19 protein-coding genes and 4 tRNA genes are annotated in these 19103 nt (G+C 58.8%); 1 reads left to right on the top strand and 22 read right to left on the bottom strand.

The window, feature by feature from the left end; all coding sequences use genetic code 11:
* Positions 1-51: 51 nt before the first annotated feature.
* The 20 genes from rplA to G449_RS16255 form a co-directional block, all read right to left on the bottom strand.
* Positions 52-759, bottom strand: coding sequence for a 50S ribosomal protein L1 (gene rplA, locus G449_RS0106125; RefSeq protein WP_022658433.1), 708 nt, complete (start codon positions 757-759; stop codon positions 52-54).
* Positions 760-929: 170 nt separating this feature from the next.
* Complete coding sequence (gene rplK, locus G449_RS0106130; RefSeq protein WP_022658434.1) at positions 930-1352, bottom strand: 50S ribosomal protein L11; 423 nt, start codon at positions 1350-1352, stop codon at positions 930-932.
* A 65-nt stretch (positions 1353-1417) separates the two neighbouring features.
* Entirely contained in the window at positions 1418-1990 is a 573-nt protein-coding gene (nusG, locus tag G449_RS0106135) for a transcription termination/antitermination protein NusG (RefSeq protein ID WP_022658435.1), read from the bottom strand.
* Positions 1991-1998: 8 nt separating this feature from the next.
* Complete coding sequence (gene secE, locus G449_RS0106140; RefSeq protein ID WP_022658436.1) at positions 1999-2238, bottom strand: preprotein translocase subunit SecE; 240 nt, start codon at positions 2236-2238, stop codon at positions 1999-2001.
* A 22-nt stretch (positions 2239-2260) separates the two neighbouring features.
* Positions 2261-2337 (bottom strand) — tRNA-Trp (locus G449_RS0106145).
* Positions 2338-2381: 44 nt separating this feature from the next.
* Positions 2382-2531, bottom strand: coding sequence for a 50S ribosomal protein L33 (gene rpmG / locus G449_RS18090; protein ID WP_022658437.1), 150 nt, complete (start codon positions 2529-2531; stop codon positions 2382-2384).
* 3 nt (positions 2532-2534) lie between these two features.
* Entirely contained in the window at positions 2535-3728 is a 1194-nt protein-coding gene (tuf, locus tag G449_RS0106150) for an elongation factor Tu (RefSeq protein WP_022658438.1), read from the bottom strand.
* Between the two features lie 215 nt (positions 3729-3943).
* A tRNA-Gly gene (locus tag G449_RS0106155) sits at positions 3944-4019 on the bottom strand.
* 100 nt (positions 4020-4119) lie between these two features.
* Positions 4120-4205, bottom strand: a tRNA-Tyr gene (locus G449_RS0106160).
* A gap of 46 nt (positions 4206-4251) precedes the next feature.
* Positions 4252-4327, bottom strand: a tRNA-Thr gene (locus G449_RS0106165).
* A gap of 135 nt (positions 4328-4462) precedes the next feature.
* Positions 4463-5329, bottom strand: a complete 867-nt coding sequence (gene prmC / locus G449_RS0106170; protein ID WP_022658439.1) for a peptide chain release factor N(5)-glutamine methyltransferase — start codon at positions 5327-5329, stop codon at positions 4463-4465.
* Positions 5330-5334: 5 nt separating this feature from the next.
* The gene (lon, locus tag G449_RS16250; RefSeq protein WP_022658440.1) at positions 5335-7935 is read right to left on the bottom strand and encodes an endopeptidase La; all 2601 of its coding nucleotides are present in this window, start codon (positions 7933-7935) and stop codon (positions 5335-5337) included.
* 26 nt (positions 7936-7961) lie between these two features.
* Entirely contained in the window at positions 7962-8654 is a 693-nt protein-coding gene (locus G449_RS0106180; protein ID WP_027180755.1) for a JAB domain-containing protein, read from the bottom strand.
* Between the two features lie 186 nt (positions 8655-8840).
* On the bottom strand, positions 8841-9884 hold the full coding sequence (locus G449_RS0106185) for a DNA polymerase III subunit delta (protein ID WP_022658442.1): 1044 nt from the start codon (positions 9882-9884) through the stop codon (positions 8841-8843).
* Between the two features lie 234 nt (positions 9885-10118).
* Positions 10119-12641, bottom strand: coding sequence for a leucine--tRNA ligase (gene leuS / locus G449_RS0106190; RefSeq protein WP_022658443.1), 2523 nt, complete (start codon positions 12639-12641; stop codon positions 10119-10121).
* 14 nt (positions 12642-12655) lie between these two features.
* On the bottom strand, positions 12656-13153 hold the full coding sequence (gene nusB, locus G449_RS0106195) for a transcription antitermination factor NusB (RefSeq protein ID WP_022658444.1): 498 nt from the start codon (positions 13151-13153) through the stop codon (positions 12656-12658).
* Positions 13154-13156: 3 nt separating this feature from the next.
* Positions 13157-13627, bottom strand: coding sequence for a 6,7-dimethyl-8-ribityllumazine synthase (gene ribH / locus G449_RS0106200; protein ID WP_022658445.1), 471 nt, complete (start codon positions 13625-13627; stop codon positions 13157-13159).
* Positions 13628-13703: 76 nt separating this feature from the next.
* Positions 13704-14384 carry a riboflavin synthase gene (locus G449_RS0106205; protein WP_022658446.1) on the bottom strand — a complete coding sequence of 227 codons (681 nt, stop codon included), beginning with the start codon at positions 14382-14384 and terminating at the stop codon, positions 13704-13706.
* Between the two features lie 8 nt (positions 14385-14392).
* Positions 14393-15535 (bottom strand): bifunctional diaminohydroxyphosphoribosylaminopyrimidine deaminase/5-amino-6-(5-phosphoribosylamino)uracil reductase RibD, encoded by a 1143-nt coding sequence (gene ribD, locus G449_RS0106210; protein ID WP_022658447.1) that lies wholly within the window; start codon positions 15533-15535, stop codon positions 14393-14395.
* On the bottom strand, positions 15528-16019 hold the full coding sequence (locus G449_RS16255; protein WP_022658448.1) for a deoxycytidylate deaminase: 492 nt from the start codon (positions 16017-16019) through the stop codon (positions 15528-15530). Before G449_RS16255 ends, ribD begins: the two co-directional genes overlap by 8 nt.
* Before the next feature lie 42 nt (positions 16020-16061).
* Here G449_RS16255 and G449_RS0106220 point away from each other — a divergent pair, with 42 nt between their 5' ends.
* Positions 16062-16490 (top strand): hypothetical protein, encoded by a 429-nt coding sequence (locus G449_RS0106220; RefSeq protein ID WP_159060445.1) that lies wholly within the window; start codon positions 16062-16064, stop codon positions 16488-16490.
* Here G449_RS0106220 and glyA read toward each other — a convergent pair.
* Both glyA and fabF read right to left on the bottom strand, forming a co-directional pair.
* Positions 16476-17714: a serine hydroxymethyltransferase gene (glyA, locus tag G449_RS0106225; protein ID WP_022658450.1), complete on the bottom strand. Its 1239-nt coding sequence runs from the start codon at positions 17712-17714 to the stop codon at positions 16476-16478. The two genes, G449_RS0106220 and glyA, sit on opposite strands and share 15 nt — an antisense overlap.
* Positions 17715-17806: 92 nt before the next feature.
* Entirely contained in the window at positions 17807-19054 is a 1248-nt protein-coding gene (fabF, locus tag G449_RS0106230; RefSeq protein WP_022658451.1) for a beta-ketoacyl-ACP synthase II, read from the bottom strand.
* Positions 19055-19103: the final 49 nt, after the last annotated feature.

The following is a 19103-nucleotide window of genomic DNA, read 5'->3' on the forward strand; positions in this document are numbered from 1 at the left end:
TAGACAGATTGTGGGCGCACTGACATACAGTGCGCCCACAGCCTTGAGAGCTTAGCCCTCAAGAAATTTTTTAACCTGAGTCATGTCAACCTTGAAGCCAGGGCCCATGGTGGTGGACACTGCCATGGAGAGCATGTAGCTGCCCTTGGCGGCGGAAGGCTTAAGGCGGTTCACGGCGTCAAGCAGGGCCTTAAGGTTGCCCAGAATCTTTTCGGGGCCAAAGGAGACCTTGCCAAGGGGAGCGTGCAGCACGCCAGCCTTGTCAACCTTGAAGTCCACGCGACCGGCCTTAAGTTCGGTAACGGCCTTGGTCACATCAAAGGTGACGGAGCCGGTCTTGGCGTTGGGCATAAGGCCACGGGGGCCAAGCACGCGACCGATCTGGCCCACAAGAGCCATAACGTCCGGGGTGGCAACGGCGGCGTCAAATTCGAGCCAGCCTTCCTTGACCTTGGCGACCAGGTCTTCGGCACCCACAACATCTGCACCGGCTTCGCGGGCTTCTGCCTGTTTTTCGCCCTTACAGAACACGGCCACGCGTACGGTCTTGCCAAGCCCGTGGGGCAGGGTCACTGCGCCGCGAACCATCTGGTCGGAATATTTGGGGTCAACGCCGAGGCGCACGGCCACATCAACAGTTTCGTCAAATTTGGCAAAGGAAGCGCCAAGCGATTTGCTGATGGCGTCTTCAATGCTGAAGCGTTCCTGAAGGTTGCTACCTTCAAGCGCCTTGCGGAAATTCTTGCCATGTGTGGGCATGAGATAATCCTTTCGTTTTGCATCTCCTGCCGAACTTTGTCTTGCGCAAAGGCGGCAGTACAATTGATTTCAACGATGGCTGCCAAGCATTTTAAAGCTTTTGCAGCCGTAAGACCAATGTGCCGTATATGCAACGAGCGCCCAAGGGCGCTCACGGCTTTAAATGGGCCTTACTTAACGTCAATGCCCATGCTGCGAGCGGTACCAGCAATGGACTTCACCGCAGACTCAATGCTTGCAGCATTCAGATCGGGCAGCTTCAGCTTGGCGATCTCTTCAATCTGCGCCATGCTCAGGCTACCAACCTTGTTGCGGTTGGGTTCGCCGGAACCCTTTTCAATTTTGGCGGCTTTCATGATCAGCACCGAGGCCGGAGGGGTCTTGGTGATGAAGGTGAAAGAGCGGTCGGCGTACACGGTGATGACCACAGGAATGATCGTGCCCTTCTGTTCCATGGTGCGGGCATTGAATTCCTTGCAGAAACCCATGATGTTCAGGCCGTGCTGACCGAGGGCAGGACCAACCGGCGGCGAGGGGTTAGCCGCGCCAGCGGGGATCTGCAGTTTGATTTTGGCAACTTCTTTCTTGGCCATTTGAGTTATCCTTCATCGCTGCTCGCGCAGTTCAAGGCAAAGCCCTGTCGCGCGGGGGCAAGTCATTAACCTTTGGATACCTGCACGAAATCCAGTTCCACAGGGGTCTGACGACCAAAAATGGAAACGGAAACGCGCAGTTTCCCCTTGTCGTAGTTGACGTCTTCCACAACGCCATTGAAGCCGCCAAACGGCCCTTCAATAACGCGTACTTCGTCGCCGCGGTCAAAGTTGAACTTGGGCCTTGGCGTTTCCTGGCGAGACTCCATCAGGGAGAGAATGCGCTGTGCTTCACTCTCACGCATTGGGGTAGGACGGTTTTTGCCGCCCACAAAGCCGGTGACCTTGGGGATGGACTGTACCAGATGCCAGGAAAGATCCGTCATGGTCATGCGCACCATGACATACCCGGGATAGAACTTGCGCGTAGAGGTGCGTTGCTGTCCGCCCTTGGTAGGTTCAATAACCTTTTCAGTGGGAACAACAACTTCCTCAATAAGCCCTTCATCCTGTCCGGTGCGGCGCAACTCGTTAATGGTCTTCTGCACACGCTGCTCGAAACCCGAGTAGGTGTGCACGATGTACCAGCGAGCTTTTTTACAGAGCTCGGAAGTTTCGTCGATAACAGGGTCTTTCATATCGGCCTTCAGGACAATAGGGTCTTGATCAGGGAAGACAGACCAAAGTCCACCAGCCCCAGGATGACAGCCATCACGGCTACAAAGCCCAAAACGGCCAAGGTGGCTTTGCGCGTTTCCTGCAACGTGGGCCAGGTGACCTTGCGCAATTCGGCCTTGGCGTCCTCAACGTAGCGAGTAAACCGTACGACAGGGTTCGGGCCTTTGTCCGCCTTAAGGTCGGCAGCTTGAGCTTGTTTTTTTGCCATGGTGTAATCCGGAGATAAAAAATGGCAGGGCAGGAGGGATTCGAACCCCCAACATGCGGTTTTGGAGACCGCCGCTCTAGCCGTTAGAGCTACTGCCCTGCACACCGTCCGGGGGGCTTATCGCCCCCCGGCGGAAGTTTATTTTACCTGGTTTCGCGATGCACAGTGTGCTTCTTATCCCAGGGACAATACTTTTTCATTTCCAGCCGACCGGTAGTGTTTTTCTTGTTCTTCCGGGTGCTGTAGTTGCGGCGCTTGCACTCGGTGCAGGCCAGTATGATATTAATTCGCATATGCTACTCGATGATTTCGGTCACCACACCGGAGCCAACGGTGCGGCCGCCTTCGCGAATGGCGAAACGCAGGCCACCTTCCATGGCGATGGGGGCGATGAGTTCAACGATGAACTGGGAGTTATCGCCAGGCATAACCATTTCCACGCCTTCGGGCAGGTTGATGATGCCGGTGATGTCAGTGGTACGGAAGTAGAACTGAGGACGGTAGCCAGAGAAGAACGGGGTATGACGGCCGCCTTCTTCCTTGGAGAGAACGTACACTTCAGCCTTGAACTTCTTGTGGGGCGTGATGCTCTTGGGAGCGGCAAGAACCTGGCCGCGTTCCACGTCGTCACGCTTGGTGCCGCGAAGCAGGGCGCCGATGTTGTCGCCAGCCTGACCCTGGTCAAGCAGCTTGCGGAACATTTCCACGCCGGTGCAGATGGTCTTCTGGGTGGGCTTGATACCCACGATTTCCACTTCGTCGCTGACCTTCAGAATACCGCGTTCCACACGACCGGTAACAACGGTACCACGGCCAGAGATGGAGAACACGTCTTCGATGGGCATCAGGAAGGGCTTGTCAATGTCGCGTTCCGGTTCAGGAATGAAGTCATCGCAAGCCTGCAGAAGGTCAAGAATGCACTTGGCTTCGGGCGCGTCGGGGTTATCGCATTCCAGAGCCTTAAGGGCGGAACCGCGGATAACCGGAACGTCATCACCGGGGAAGTCGTAGCTGGAGAGCAGTTCGCGAACTTCGAGTTCCACGAGTTCCAGCAGTTCTTCGTCGTCAACCAGATCGCACTTGTTCAGGAACACCACGAGCTGGGGCACGCCGACCTGACGGGCAAGCAGGATGTGCTCACGGGTCTGGGGCATGGGGCCGTCAGTGGCGGCCACAACGATGATACCGCCGTCCATCTGGGCAGCGCCGGTGATCATGTTCTTGATGTAGTCGGCGTGGCCGGGGCAGTCAACGTGGGCGTAGTGACGGGAAGCGGTTTCGTATTCCACGTGTGCGGTGGAAATGGTGATGCCGCGTTCCTTTTCTTCGGGGGCCTTGTCGATTTCGTCATACGAAATGAACTTGCCCGAGCCCTTCAGGCCGGCGATCTTGGTGATGGCGGCGGTGAGGGTGGTCTTGCCATGGTCGATGTGGCCGATGGTGCCGATGTTTACATGGGGCTTTTTACGTTCGAATTTTTCCTTGCCCATTGTACGTCTCCCTGGAGAAAAAAATGTTTGCGTTTTACCTGCGTTACTAAATTCGTTTTGAATTCGTAGAGCTGTAACGCCTGCTCCTCGCGTAACGGCTGCGGCAGTGGGAAGTTCCGTTGGGCGGCCCGCTATCCGCATTCAGTCCCTGGACACCAGGGAACGTGCATTGGCGGACAAGGTGACTGAGGGGGAGGCGGATTCAGGCAGGATTTTGGAGCGGGAAACGGGATTCGAACCCGCAACCCTCAGCTTGGAAGGCTGATGCTCTAGCCGTTGAGCTATTCCCGCACGCTACCGTAGTTCCCCGACAGGCGTCCTGTCTCCTACAGCCAAGGCAGTTTATTCAAACCAGCCACCAACCGTCCAGTATTTGGCAACGGAAAAGTGGTGGTGGAGGGGGGTGGATTTGAACCACCGAAGTCTTACGACGACAGATTTACAGTCTGTTCCCTTTGGCCACTCGGGAACCCCTCCACTCTTGCCGAAAAGTCGGAATGTCCGATCTTCGTTCAGCTTCTTGTGGAGCTGGCGATGGGACTCGAACCCGCAACCTGCTGATTACAAATCAGCTGCTCTGCCAGTTGAGCTACGCCAGCGGCAACACAGCTTATTAGCGATTTTCATTCTGCTTTGCAAGCAAAAAATTCGCTTTGGCTCAAATTTTTTCAAATTACAGTGAGCCGTGTTGCTTTTTACCGTTTTTCGCGCATTTGCGCGGAAACGATTTGGCCTTATAGCCCTTTCCTCGCCAATGTGCAACGGTTAAGTTGGGCAATGTCCCGTTTATTTTCAATTTTTTTGAAAATTCCCGTTGCAGACAGCATTTCGTGTACGGCATCCGCCTGATTTGCGCCGTGCTCCAGCAAAACCCAACCGTCATCCTGCAGTGCAAGCGCGGCTGCATCCACGGCTGCTTTCAGGTGGAGCAGGCCGTTGTTTTTAGAGAACAGGGCGCTATGCGGCTCGTTGTGCAGCACTTCATCCATAACCATGTGCCGCTCGGCATCAGCTATATATGGAGGGTTGCTCACAAGCAGGCGCAGTGATTCCGGCTTGAGCGGCGGAGTACGCATGTCTGCCCGCAGCGCCGTTATCCTGCTATCCACACTATGCCGCTCTGCATTCTGCGCGGCAACGGCAATGGCATTGGGGCAGATATCCAGCAGAATACCGCTCCAGCAGGGGCGCTCCGCCGCCAGAGTGATGCCAATGCAGCCCGTGCCAGTGCCCAGGTCAGCAAAGCTGAGGCGTTCTTCCGGCAGCAGCTCCAGAGCATTGTCCACAATGAGTTCCGTTTCTGGTCTGGGAATAAGGGTGTGCCGCGTAACCGCAAAGTCACGTCCATAAAATTCCTTGCGCCCGATGATCTGGGCCAGGGGTTGCCCCGTGGCCCGGCAGGCCACCAGCGCCAGAAACTCTTTTTCTTCCCTGTTTGTCAGCTCCCGCCCTGCCTCCAGAATGCAAAACAGGCGGGCGGATCCGGAAGGATCTCCTTTTAGCGTTTCGCGCGCCAGCACTTCTGCGCAAAGGCGGGGGCTGTCCACCCCCGCCTTTGTCAGTTGTTCTGTCGCTTCATCTATATATTGCTTGAGGCGCACGAATGTCAGGCTCCGGCTTCTGCGGGCCGCTTGGGCTTTCTGGCGCCAGCGGTTTTGGCTGTTGCCGTCCCATTGGCAGCTACGCCTGTGGATTCTTCCACCTTGCTTTTGCCGCCCTTGCCCGTTGCGGAACTGCCGCGCCCGCCCTTGGTTTCAAACACGATGGGCAGCAGCTCGTCATAATGGTGCACAGGGTGCACGGTGATGCGCTTGAGCAGTTCCTTGGGCACATCCTCGAGGTCTTTGACGTTCTGGTGCGGAATGACCACATGCTTGAGGCCGCGCGCCACGCCCGCCAGAATCTTCTCCTTGATGCCGCCCACAGGCAGCACCCGGCCTTGCAGGGTGATTTCGCCGGTCATGCACAGGTCTGCGCGCACACGCCTTCCGCTCAGGGCGGAGATGAGGGCCGTGGTCAGCGTAACGCCTGCCGAGGGGCCGTCCTTGGGCGTTGCGCCCGCAGGCACGTGCACGTGCACGTCGTATTGCGACACAAAGCCGGGGTCAACGCCAAGGTCTTCCGCACGGCTACGGATGTAGCTCAAGGCCGCCTGGGCGCTTTCCTTCATCACATCGCCAAGCTGCCCGGTGAGGGTAAGGCCTCCCTTGCCCTTCATGACAGTGGCTTCAACTGTCAGCACTTCGCCGCCAGCGGGCGTCCAGGCCAGGCCCAGAGCCATGCCGGGTATGAGCTTCTTTTCCTTTTCGTCCTCAATAAAGCGGGGCGCGCCCAGCAGCTTTTCCACATCGGCCACGTCAACCATGAAGGGCGGCTTTTTGCCCTCGGCCTTGCGGCGGGCCAGTTTGCGGCAGATGGAGGAAAGCTCGCGTTCAAGGTTGCGCAGCCCAGCCTCGCGCGTGTATTCTCGGATGATCTTTTCCAGGGCTTCTTCCGTCAGTTCCACATCCTTGGGTGCAAGGCCGTTGTCTTCCACCTTTTTGGGCAGCAGATGCTTGCGGGCGATCTGGGCCTTTTCCTGCAAGGTGTAGCCGGGCAGGGAAATGACTTCCATACGGTCGCGCAGGGCCGCCGGAATAGTTTCCAGATGGTTGGCCGTGCAGAGGAACATAACCTTTGAAAGATCAAAGGGCACGTTCAGGTAGTGGTCGCTGAAGGTGTAGTTCTGTTCCGGATCAAGCACTTCCAGCAGGGCGGATGAGGGATCGCCCCTGAAATCCGCGCCCAGCTTGTCCACTTCGTCCAGCACAATAACGGGGTTGCGCGTACCGGCCTGCTTGAGGGCCTGAATGATGCGCCCCGGCATGGCGCCTATGTAGGTGCGCCGATGCCCGCGGATTTCCGCCTCATCGTGCATGCCGCCCAGCGAAAGCCGCTGGAATCTGCGGCCCAGCGCCCGCGCAATGGAGCGCCCAAGCGAGGTTTTGCCCACGCCGGGAGGGCCCGCAAAGCAGAGGATGGGGCCCTTGGACTGCGGATTGAGCTTGCGCACGCTCAGGAATTCAAGGATGCGGTCCTTGATTTTGTCGAGCCCGCAGTGGTCTTCGTCAAGAATTTCCTTGGCATGGACAATATCCAGCCTGTCGCGCGAAAGCTTTTTCCACGGCAGTTCCACCAGCCAGTCAAGGTAGGTGCGCACCACGTTGGCCTCGGAAGAGTCGGCGTGCATGCCCGAAAGGCGGCGCAACTGCTTGTCGGCTTCCTTGCGCACGTCCTTGGGCAGGCCTGCTTTTTCAAGGGCCTGCTTGAGGTTTTCAAGGTCTTCCTCGCCGTCTTCATCCTTGTCGCCAAGTTCGGTGCGGATAGCCTTGAGCTGCTCGCGCAAAAAATAATCCTTCTGCGCCTTGTCCATGCCTTCGCGGGCCGAGCTCTGTATGCGCGCCTGCACGGTGGCGACTTCCACCTCGCGTTGCAACTGTGTGTTGACCAGCATGAGGCGGTCAATGGGATTCTCCGCTTCGAGAATGCGCTGTGCATCTGCGGTTTTCATGCGCATATTGGCGGCGATAAGGTCGGCCAGGCGGCCCGGATCGTCCACACCCTGCAAAACTGCAAGCACGTCTGGCGAGGAAAGACCGCGCAGGGTCAGCACCTTTTCGCTCTGCTCGCGCACGGAGCGCAACAGAGCCTCCACCGTGGCATCTACCACAGGGATTTGTTCGGGCAGGGTTTCGATGCGCGCTTCAAGGAATGGTTCCACCTGACGGTAGCCCGTAACCCGTGCGCGGCTGACGCCCTGCACAAGAATTTTCACCCGCGAATCGGGCATCTTGAGCATGCGCATAACCTGCACCACGGTGCCGACCTCGTAGAGGTCTTCCGGCTTGGGGTCTTCGGTGGCTTCTTCTTTTTGCGCGCACACAAGCAGGTGCCGTCCGTTTTTCAGGGCTGCGTCCACGGCCTGCACGGATTTGTCGCGCCCGATAAAGAGCGGCAGGATCATATAGTTGAAGATAACCACGTCTCGAACGGGCAACACGGGCAGCGTGTCGGGAATGCTCTGCGCCGCTGTATTGAGGCTGCCCTCGTGATCCAGCGCTTCGGGCGCGTTCATTTCCGCCTTGTCCGTTTCGCTGTCGATGGCAGGTTCTGCCTCAATGGGCTCTTCCTGATGCAGCAAAATGTCTTTTTCATTGATGTCAGCCATATATATTCTCCCCGACTGCTTTCGATTCAAATGCGTTGCGATTGCGTTATGCTGTAGCAGTCTCCATCAGTAACGATGACATGATCCAGAAAGCGCAGCCCCATGCGGGGCGCCAGTCTTTGCAGTTCTTCTGTCAGCAGGCGGTCTTCCTGCGAAGGCCCCGGGTTGCCGCCGGGGTGGTTGTGCACCAGAATTATGCCGCTTGCCTTACGGAGCAGGGCCGCTTCAAGAACGTCCCTTGGGTAGATTGAAACTTCTGCAATGCCGCCCCTGCGCAGGCGCTCCCAGGCCATAAGGCGGTTGCGCCTGTCTACCAGCGCCAGCCAGCATTCTTCGTGGGGGCTTGTGCCAAGCCGGGCCTGCGCCATGCGGGCCACGGCCTCGGGTGTTGCCAGAACTTCCTTTTGCCGCAGCTCTGCCGCGGCGTAGCGCGCCCGCGTTTCGTCCAAAACACGCCATAAGGCCAGCAATCCCGGCCCGAAACCGGGCACCTGCAAGAGTTCTTCGGGCCTTGCGTCCAGCGCTCCGCGGATGCTGCCAAACTCCTGTATCAGTTCCTTGGCGAGGGGCTTTGTGTCCTTGCGGGTCAACCCGTAGCCAAGCAGCAGCTCCAGCACTTCATAATCCGCCACTGCTGTGGGTTCCAGTTCCAGTCTTTGCCGTAGCCGCTCACGATGCCCGAGGCTTGTGGGCGGGGTGGATGTTGGCTTTGCTGTCATAAAATAAGCAGTCTTGGAGGTTGCGCAAGGGGGCGGGCGGATAAAGGCGCATGCATCCCGCAAATCCTTTGCCGTTTTTTATGTGAGCGAAAATGATAAATGCGGGCCGCAGCGGAATATGGGCCGCAATAACCGCATTTGCACCGCGCGAGGCTGGCGCGGCGATGTTCTGCCCGGCGGGTTGCGTCAGGTGCGGGTGCGGCCTGCGGCAAACAGGTCTGTCATGCGGGCCGCGAGATAGTCCAGGCTCTGGCTTGGCGATCTGCGGCCGCTCTTTACCTGCAACTCCGCATCCATAACAGTGGACATGCACTCCGCGAGCACTGCGGGGCCGAGCCGGGTTGCCAACTGCTTTTTAAAGGAGGCCTCGTTGGGATGTACGCGAACCTTTTCGCCCGCCCACAGTTGCCAGAGCAGGCGCAACTCGCGCGCCAGCAGGGCCAGCAAAGAAAACAGCAGGCTGTCTCCGTCCTGGCTGCGCGAAAGTTCCTTCCACACGGCGGTGAGGTTGCCCGCCTCCATGTGCCGGATGCAGTCAAAGACGTTGCACTCTGGATTCCACGAAGCCGTGGCGGTCATGGCCAGGGTAATGGTGCCCTGGTCGGGAACCTGATCCGCCCCGTGAGAATCTGCCTGTGATTTCTCCCGGGCAGCATCCTGCGCGGTATTGCGCAGCAGTTGCAGCTTGATCAGCTCATTTTCAATGGCCATGGCATCGGGCGGCACAGAGGCGCAGAACTGCTCCAGGGCGTCCTGTTCAAAGCGCAGCCCCATCTCGTGCGAGCGTTGCAGCACGTGCTTTTTGACCGCCCGTTCGTTGAGGCCGTCCTGCCGCCATATCCAGCCCTGCTGATCGGCAAAGGCCATGCAGCGCAACTTGGCAATATGTGCGGGAATTTTGGGCTGACCTTTGTCCCAGGCCACTTCCATACAAAAAAAGGGCCAGCACTGTTCTGAGGGCCGGGCCAGCGCATGCGATACCTTTTTCCACACCGCTGCGGGCCACAAGTTGGCCTGCCGCACCACCAGCACACGCGGCGCGCCGAACAGCCCTTGCAGGGTGAGCTGCTCCCAGAAGCGCGGCGAGGGTTCCTCGTCACCCCAGTAGACGTGCCTTTCCCACTGCCCGCTGGCGGGCGGAAAGGAAGAAAGCAGCTGCTCCATGCGCGCGCGCAGCAACTGCCCGTCAGGGCATACAAGAAAACTGAATCCGGGATGTGCCGCGCTCATGATGTTCCGTGGTTCTGAAAATTGATAAAAAAAAGACTGCCGTAGCAGCCTCGGAATAAAACCCGCCCGGAATAGATTCCGCCTTGGAATAAATCCCGCAAATCCAGGTTTGTCATCTGGTAAAACTGCCAACGCAGTCAGTATAGGTACAAAAGGGGGAACGGGGAAGGGGTACACAGGCGGAAGGGGCGTTTTTCATCTGCGAAAAACAGTCCCTTCCGCCATGATAATCAATTAGTTGGCAACGATGTTGACCAGTTTGCCGGGAACCACCACCACCTTGCGCACGGTCAGCCCGTCAATGTGGCGCTGTACGGAGGAATCAGCCAGTGCGGCCTGTTCCATGGCGGCTTTGTCCGCGGCGGCGGGTATCTGCACCGTGCCGCGCAGCTTGCCGTTGACCTGAAGGGCCACGGTGAGCATGTCCTGAACGGTAGCGGCGTCGTCCCACTTGGGCAGAAGTTCGCTGGCAAGCTGGGTGCCGTGCCCCAGGTGCTGCCACAGTTCTTCGCAAACATGGGGCGTGATGGGCGAAAGCAACGTAAGCACGGAGGCCATGGCCGACGAGAATACGCGGCGGTCGCCTTCCGTGACGCCAAGCTTTTCGCGTGAAAGGTACATGGTGTTGACCAGTTCCATTACTGCGGCAATGGCCGTGTTGAACTGGAAGCGGTCGCCCATGTCTTCGCTGCATTTTTTGACCGTAAGGTGCTCGCGGCGCCGCAGGTCGCGGGCTTCCTCGCTCTGGGCGTCCTCGGCCGTGGACTGGCAGGCCTTGAGGGGCAGCAGGCGGTCTTTTTCGTCATCAAAAAGACGCCACACGCGGCCAATAAAGCGCGACGCGCCTTCGATGCCAGAATCCGACCAGTCAAAGTCGCGCTCGGCTGGCGCGGCAAAGAGGCAGAACAAGCGCACCGTATCCGCGCCGTACTTGGCGATCATGTCGGAAGGCGCAACAACGTTGCCCTTGGACTTGGACATCTTGCTGCCGTCTTTCAGCACCATGCCCTGGGTGAGCAGGTTGGCGAAAGGCTCGTTGAGTTCGGCAGGGAAAAAGCCCAGATCGCGCAGCACCTTGGTGAAAAAGCGCGAGTAGAGCAGATGCAGGATGGCGTGTTCCACGCCGCCAATGTACTGGTCAACGGGCAGCCAGTACTTGAGGGCCTCCGCGTCAAAGGGGCCATCTTCCTTGCGGGCGCTGGTGTAGCGGGCGAAATACCACGAGGATTCCACAAAGGTATCCATGGTGTCGGTTTCGCGCCGGGCGGTTCCGCCGCACTTGGGGCAGGTGCACGAGGCGAATTCCGGCGTTTCCGGCAGGGGAGAGCGCCCGTCTTCGCGGATTTTCACGTCCATGGGCAGCAGCACGGGCAGGTTTTCTTCCTTTTCAGGCACCACGCCGCACTTGTCGCAGTAAATGACGGGGATGGGCGCGCCCCAGTAGCGCTGGCGCGAAATGTTCCAGTCGCGCAGGCGGAACTGCGTGGTGGCCTTGCCCTTGCCGTCCTTTTCCAGCGCCTGAGCCACGGCCTTTTTGCCGTCCTCGTTGGCGGTGCCGTCAAAGGGACCGGAATTAACCATGAAACCTTCAGCGGTGTAGGCTTCGGTCAAGGTTTCAGGCTCAATCTGCTCATCCTTGGGGCTGATGACCACACGTACGGGCAGACCGTATTTGCGGGCAAACTCAAAATCGCGCTGGTCGTGGGCGGGCACGCCCATAACCGCGCCGGTGCCGTAATCGGCCAGAACAAAGTTGCCCAGCCACAGCGGCACGCGCTGCCCGGTAAAGGGATGCACGGCGTAGGCACCGGTGAAGATGCCTTCTTTTTCCAGAGAATCGGACTGGCGGTCGATGCGGTCCATATTGCGGATGCGATCAACAAAGGCGCGCACTTCATCGGCTTTTTCGTAGCCTTCGATGAGCTTTTCCACCAGCGGATGCTCGGGGGCCAGCGTCATGAAGGTCACGCCAAAGAGCGTGTCGGGTCGCGTGGTGAACACGTCTATGCCCGTGACGCCTTCTGCCTTGAGGCCCGCGTTTTCCAGACCAAAAGTGATGGCCGCGCCCGTGGATTTGCCAATCCAGTTGCGCTGCATGGCGATAACGCGGTCGGGCCAGTCGCCTTCAAGGCTTTGCAGGTCTTGCAGCAGTTCATCGCCGTAAGCCGTGATCTTGAGGAACCACTGGGTCAGATCCTTCTGCTCCACGCGGCTGTCGCAACGCCAGCAAAGGCCATCGACAACCTGCTCGTTGGCGAGCACCGTGTGGCACGAGGGGCACCAGTTCTGCGCCGCCTTTTTGCGGTACACGAGCCCTTTTTCCAGCAGGCGCAAAAAGAACATCTGCTCCCAGCGATAGTACTCGGGGCGGCAGGTGGCGATTTCGCGATCCCAGTCGTAGGAATAGCCAAGGCGCTTCAGCTGCGCCCGCATGTTGTCTATGTTGGCGTATGTCCACTTGGCGGGATGGGTATTGTTTTTGATGGCCGCGTTTTCCGCAGGCAGACCAAAGGCGTCCCATCCCATGGGGTGCAATACGTTGAAGCCCAGCATGCGCTTGCTGCGCGCCACCACATCGCCAATGGCGTAGTTGCGCACATGGCCCATGTGGATATTGCCCGAAGGATAGGGGAACATTTCAAGCACATAATACTTGGGCTTGTTGCTCATGTGGGTGCAGGCAAAAGCGTTTTCGGCCTGCCAGCGAGACTGCCACTTTTCTTCGATAGCTTGCGGATTATAGCGTTCGTGCGTCATGGGGCTTTACCGGATTACTCGGATATGGTTGAAGGATCGGCAGCGGGCCGGGAGATTCCGCCGGTTTCCAGAGCTTTGGCCACGGCATCAAGAATGCCGTTGATAAAGCTTTTGGCGTTGCCTTCGCCAAACTGGCGGCTGAGTTCCAGTGCCTCGTTGATGGCAACCTTGGGCGGCACATCACTGCGGTACATGATTTCAAAAACGGCAAGGCGCAGCAGGGTCAGCTCCACGCGGCCCATGCGGTCTACGCGCCAGTTGCGAGAAAAATTGGTGATGGCTGCGTCCAGCTCGTCGCTCTTGCTCCACACGCCTGCCACCAGTTCCCAGGCAAAACCAGAGGGATGGCTGGGCGGTTCCTGACCTTCCCAACGGGCAAGATAGTCAGGAGAAATGCGAAAAAAGCGCCGCAGATCGTCAATATCACGGGCCGGGGTGAAGGAAAGGCCGTACAGAACCTGAAAGGCCAGTTCGCGTTCGCCGCGGCGTGTGGCTGATTTGGCTTTTGCCATGGGTTACAACTGCTCCATAACGCGGATGGTTTCCAGCATGGCTGCCGCAGCTTCCACGCCCTTGTTGCCGCCCTTGGAACCGGCGCGTTCAATGGCCTGTTCAATGGTGTCGCAGGTCAGCAGGCCAAAGCCGATGGGAACGCCGGAGTGCATCATGGCCTGGGCAATGCCCTTGCTGGCCTCGGCGCACACGTAGTCAAAGTGGGGGGTGCCGCCGCGAATAACCGCGCCAAGCGCCAACACGCCGTCATACTTGCCGGAATTGACCAGCTTCTGGCAGACCAGCGGCATTTCAAATGCGCCGGGAATACGCACAATGGTGATGTTGGCGGTATCAAGGCCGTGACGTTCCAGATAATCCTGCGCGCCGCCCACAAGGCGGTCTACGATAAAATCGTTGAAACGGGTGGCCACAATGGCGATCTTGAGGCCCTTGGCGTCCAACTGTCCGGCGATGGTGGTAACAGTGCTCATGGCAACTCCTTGGCGCGTTGGCGCAAGTGCCCGCGCGCTAACGCGTTTTTTGTAATATTTCTGTAAGTGGAAAGGTTCAGAAAAAGCCGTTGCGCAAGAGCATCTCGCGGCTTAACCCGCTGGTCTGCGCAGCGGCATTTTGCTCTGCCGCGCTCTTGCTGCCGGGAGCCCAGGCCCCCAAAAGGCTGCGCACATATTTGCCGATGAGGTCGGTTTCCATATTCACCAGTGTTCCCGGCCGCCAGTTGCGCATGGTGGTGCGCTTCTGCGTATCGGGAATGATGTTGACCTCAAGAAAATCAGGTCCGCAATCATTGATGGTAAGGCTGATGCCGTCAAGGGCCACGGAGCCCTTGGCAATGACCTCCACCCCGTATTCCTTGGGAAAGGCAAGGCGGCAGCACAGCGACTGGCCCGCGCCCGTAACGCTGCGCACCGTGGCAAGGCAATCCACATGCCCGCTCACCAGATGCCCGCCAAGGCGGTCACCCAGGGCCAGTGCCCTCTCCATGTTCACGCTGTCGCCGGTCTTGAGCTTGCCCAGCGTGGTGCGCGAGAGGGTTTCTGCGGAGGCATAGGCTGTGAACACGCCTTCGCCGTGGGTTTCCACCGAAAGGCATGCGCCGTTGACGGCAATGGATTCGCCATCGACTATGGAGGGCAGACTGAACAGGGGGCGCAGGGTGAACCTGCGTTCCGTGCCGGTGTCGCGCAGGGCGAGAACCTCGCCCTGGCCCTGGATAATGCCGGTGAACATGCGCCCGCCTATGCCTTGGCGGCTTCAAGAGGCCGCAGGTGAATGTGTATGTCCTCGCCGCACAGGTGCGTATTGCTCACGCGCATGCGCAGGGCGTCTTCCAGGCTCAGGGGCGCGCGACCGGAAAAGAGCGGCAGGGCGTCTTCGTCGCCCAGAATCATGGGCGCAAGGTGCAGGCGGAAGTCGTCCACAAGGCCCGCTTCCAGCAGGCTCAGGGCCAGATGCCCGCCGCCCTCGCAAAGCATGTAGGGGCAGTTCAGTTCTTCCCACACTGCGCGCAGCAGATTGGGAAAGTCCGGCCCACCGTGCATGCCGGGGCCTAGCGCCAGAACTCTCACGCCGATGTCGCGCAGGGCCTTGGCAGTGGTGGAGGCCGCCGCAGCGGGCGAAACCATAAAAACTGTCTGTTCCGGGCGGTCTTTAAGCAGGTGAAAATCCGCATCGGGCTGGGGCAGGCGTGAGGTAAGTACGCAGGCCAGAGGCTGCGGCCCGGCGTTTTCGCCCCGCACGGTAAGCTGTGGGTTGTCAGTGCGAAAGGTGCCGCCGCCCACGAGAATAGCGCCGCCGCAAAGGCCGATGCCCGCGCGCAGTTCCTGCACTTCTTCTCTGGATTTATCGCAGCTTATCCATTTTGACTGGCCCTTGCGGGTGGCGATGCGTCCATCAAGGGTGGCGGCCATTTTCAGCATTACATAGGGGCGCTTGTGCTGCTGCCAGATCAGAAAATCGGCCACAAGGTCGCGGCATTCCTGCTCGCAGACGCCTTCAATCACTTCAACGCCGCTTTCGCGCAGCTGGCAAGCGCCGCCGCAGGCAACAGGATTGGGATCAGCAAGGCCCACGACCACCTTTTTGATGCCCGCAGCCTTGATGGCCTCGGTGCAGGGGGGTGTTTTGCCCTGATGGCAGCACGGTTCAAGCGTGACAACCAGGGTGCATTCCGCAGGATTTATGCCTCGCGAGGCCGCATCCTTGATGCAGTCCACTTCTGCATGATCCTCTCCGGCGGCGTGGTGCCAGCCCCGAGCCACAATTTGCCCATCGCGCACCAGCACCGCCCCCACCGTGGGGTTGGGGCAGGCATGCCACCGACCTTTTTCTGCAAGATCAATGGCTTCACGCATAAAGGGAACAAAATCCAGTTCAGACATGGTAGTCTACTCCGGCTTGGGCGCTGATAACAGGCGGTGCAAAATCCAGCTTTTCCGCAATGACCCCGGCTTCCTTGAGCATTTGCTCCGCAAGCTCGTCAGGGTAATATTCCGCATAATAAATGTGGCGTATGCCGCAATTTATCAACATCTTGCTGCACAACACGCAAGGATGCGTCGTGCAATAAATCTCTGCGCCACTGATATTGATGCCGTGCACGGCAGCCTGAATAATGACATTCTGCTCCGCATGCAGCCCCCGGCATATCTCGTGCCTCTGCCCCGAAGGAATGCCCAGTTGCTCTCGCAGGCACCCCACCTCAAGACAGTGCGGAACCCCCGCCGGAGCCCCGTTGTATCCCGTGGCTAAAATGCGCTTGTCCTTAACCGCCACCGCACCCACCTTGCGCCGCGTACACGTGGAACGCCCGCTCACCAGGTACGTGATGTTCATAAAATATTCCGGCCACGGCATTCGCTGCATAACACACCCGTATGTTGATTGGTGGTAGTGTACAGGCGGCTGGTGAAAATGCCAAGTTGCCTGTCGGGCTATTTTGCCGTGATGCTGCGTCAGGCAGCACTTGCGGTTCCGGTCGCGTACCAGAAGAGTACGCTCCCATCACCGCGCCCTTGCCTTCTTTGCCTGACGTCAAAATATCCGCGACTGGCAGTGTGGGGCTATTTTGCCGTGATGCTGCGTCAGGCAGCGCTTGCGGTTCCGGTCGTCCCGCTGCATCGGCAGTGCTGTGCTGTGGTGAAACAGCTGTTTTTTATCTGCCTGTCTATGCAAGGCAAAGCCCCTGTTTTTCTCAAAACCGGGGCTTTGTCAAAGGGGGCGCAGCCCCTCTATGATTATATCTGGCGGTTTTTCCGGCACCTGCCCCCAAAGTTGCCTGCGGGGCCGAGGCGTCAGAAAAACCGCCCGAAAATCAGCCCGTTACCAGGCGAATAGCGGGAACTGACGCGCAAATTCTTCAACGTTCTTGCTGATCTTTTCAAGAGCGGCAGCGTCCTCGCGCTTTTCAATGGCATCCACAATGAACGCGCCCACGGTGCGCATGTCGTCTTCCTTCATGCCGCGCGTGGTCAGGGCAGCAGTGCCAAGGCGCACACCAGAGGTCACAAAGGGCGAGCGGGTTTCAAAGGGCACCGTGTTCTTGTTGACGGTGATGCCCGCCTGATCAAGAGCGTGTTCCGCATCTTTGCCCGTGACGTCCTTGTTGGTCAGGTCAACCAGCATCAGGTGGTTGTCCGTGCCGCCGGAAACAAGGTCGTACCCGGCATCCATAAGATACTTGGCAAGCACGGCGGCGTTGGTCACCACGCGTTGCTGGTACGTTTTGAAGGCGGGGCGCAGGGCTTCGCCAAAGGCCACTGCCTTGGCCGCAATAACGTGCATGAGGGGGCCGCCCTGAATGCCGGGGAAAATCTGGCTGTTCAGGGTTTTGCCCATGTCTTCGGTAGAAAGAATCATGCCGCCACGGGGGCCGCGCAGGGTTTTGTGCGTGGTCGTGGTGGTGATGTGGGCGTACGAAAGCGGGCTCTGGTGCAGACCGGCGGCCACAAGGCCAGCGATGTGCGCCATATCCACCACCAGCTTGGCGCCGACTTCGTCAGCGATCTGGCGGAAGCGGGCAAAGTCGATGGCGCGTGGGTAAGCGCTTGCGCCGGCAACAATGGCGTTGGGCTTGTGCTCGCGGGCCAGGGCGGCGACTTCGTCATAATCTATGCGGCCCGTCTCGCGCTGCACGCCGTAAGAAACAATGTTGAACAGCCGACCAGAAAAGTTCACCGGGCTGCCGTGGGTGAGGTGGCCGCCGTGCGAAAGGTTCATGCCCAGAATAGTATCGCCGGGCTTCAGAAAAGCGAGGTAGGCGGCCATGTTGGCCTGCGAGCCGGAGTGCGGCTGCACGTTCACGTATTCGCAGTTGAAAAGCTGCTTGGCGCGATCCTGAGCCAGGGTCTCGGCTATATCCACATATTCGCAGCCGCCGTAGTAGCGCTTGCCGGGATAGCCTTCGGCGTACTTGTGGGTAAGTACGCTGCCTTGCGCTTCGCGAACGGCGCGGGAAACAAAGTTTTCAGAAGCGATGAGCTCAAGTTTGCTCATCTGACGGTCGGATTCAAGCGTGATGGCTCGCGCCAGTTCCGGGTCTTGCAGCAGGATTTCGTCCATGACGTCGCATCCTTTTGAAATGTTCTGCCCGCCACAACGGCGGGCAGATGATTATCAAACGGGGAGGGCAGAGGCCGAGTAAAAACTGTCGGCTACTGTTGCCACTTCTTGAAGATCACGCTGGCGTTGGTGCCGCCGAAGCCGAAGGAATTGCACATGGCGTATTCGCAGGCGATGTGCTTGGAGCCGTCGGCCATGTAATCGAGATCACATGCGGGATCGGGGTTTTCAAGGTTAATGGTGCCGGGCAGCATTTCGTCATGCAGGGCAAGGGCCGTGAAGACGGATTCAATACCGCCAGCCGCGCCGAGCAGGTGCCCGGTCATGGATTTGGTGGCCGAAATCTTGACCTTCTTGGCATACGTGCCAAAAACGGTCTTGATGGCCTTGGTTTCCGTGCTGTCGTTCAGCATGGTGGACGTGGCGTGGGCATTGATGTGCCCAATGGCCGAAGCGTCAATGCCAGCTTCGCGCAGGGCGTTCTGCATGGCGCGGGCCATGCCTTCGCCGTCGTCACGGGGGGCGGTCATGTGGTAGGCATCGCCAGACGCGCCGTAACCAACCATTTCCGCATAAATTTTAGCGCCGCGCGCCTGCGCGGATTCCAGCGTTTCCAGCAGCAGCAGGCCAGCGCCTTCGCCGATGACAAAGCCATCGCGGTTTGCGTCAAAGGGGCGGGATGCGCGGGCAGGTTCATCGTTGAACTGCGTGGAAAGGGCCTTGAGGGCCGTAAATCCGGCCACGCCAAGAGGCGTAACAGTAGCTTCAACACCGCCGGAAATAACTGCGGTCGCGCGGCCCAGAACCATTTCGCTGTAGGCGGTGCCAAGAGCGTGGATGGCAGAGGCGCAGGCCGTGGTGGTGACGATGTTCGAGCCCTTGGCGCCGGTGAAGATGGAAATCTGTCCCGGCCCCATGTTGGAAATCAGCATGGGGATCATGAAGGGCGAAATTTTGTGGGGGCCGGATTCCAGCAGCTTGGCGTGGTAGGTTTCGATGGTGTGCAGACCGCCCAGGCCGACGCCGAGGATCACGCCCGTATCGTAGGCGTTGGCATCGGTGATTTCGTACTTGGAGTCTTCAAGCAGCATCTTGGCAGAGGCCACTGCAAACTGGGTGAAGCGATCCATGCGCCGAGCCTGCTTCATGGGCATGTAGTCTTCGGCGACAAAGTTTTTCACTTCACCGGCAATGCGGGAATCGTAGGCGGAGGCGTCAAAAAGCGTGATGGGCGCGATGCCCGACTCGCCTGCGAGCAGTTTTTTCCAGGTGCTCTCAATATCATTGGCGAGGGGCGTAACGCCGCCTATGCCGGTGATTACTACGCGGGGACGGGTCATGCATGCTCCTTTGAGGCGGGGGGCAGACCCCCCCGCGCTGCATATACTA

This window comes from Desulfovibrio desulfuricans DSM 642 (genome assembly GCF_000420465.1).
Classification (GTDB): Bacteria; Desulfobacterota; Desulfovibrionia; order Desulfovibrionales; family Desulfovibrionaceae; genus Desulfovibrio; species Desulfovibrio desulfuricans.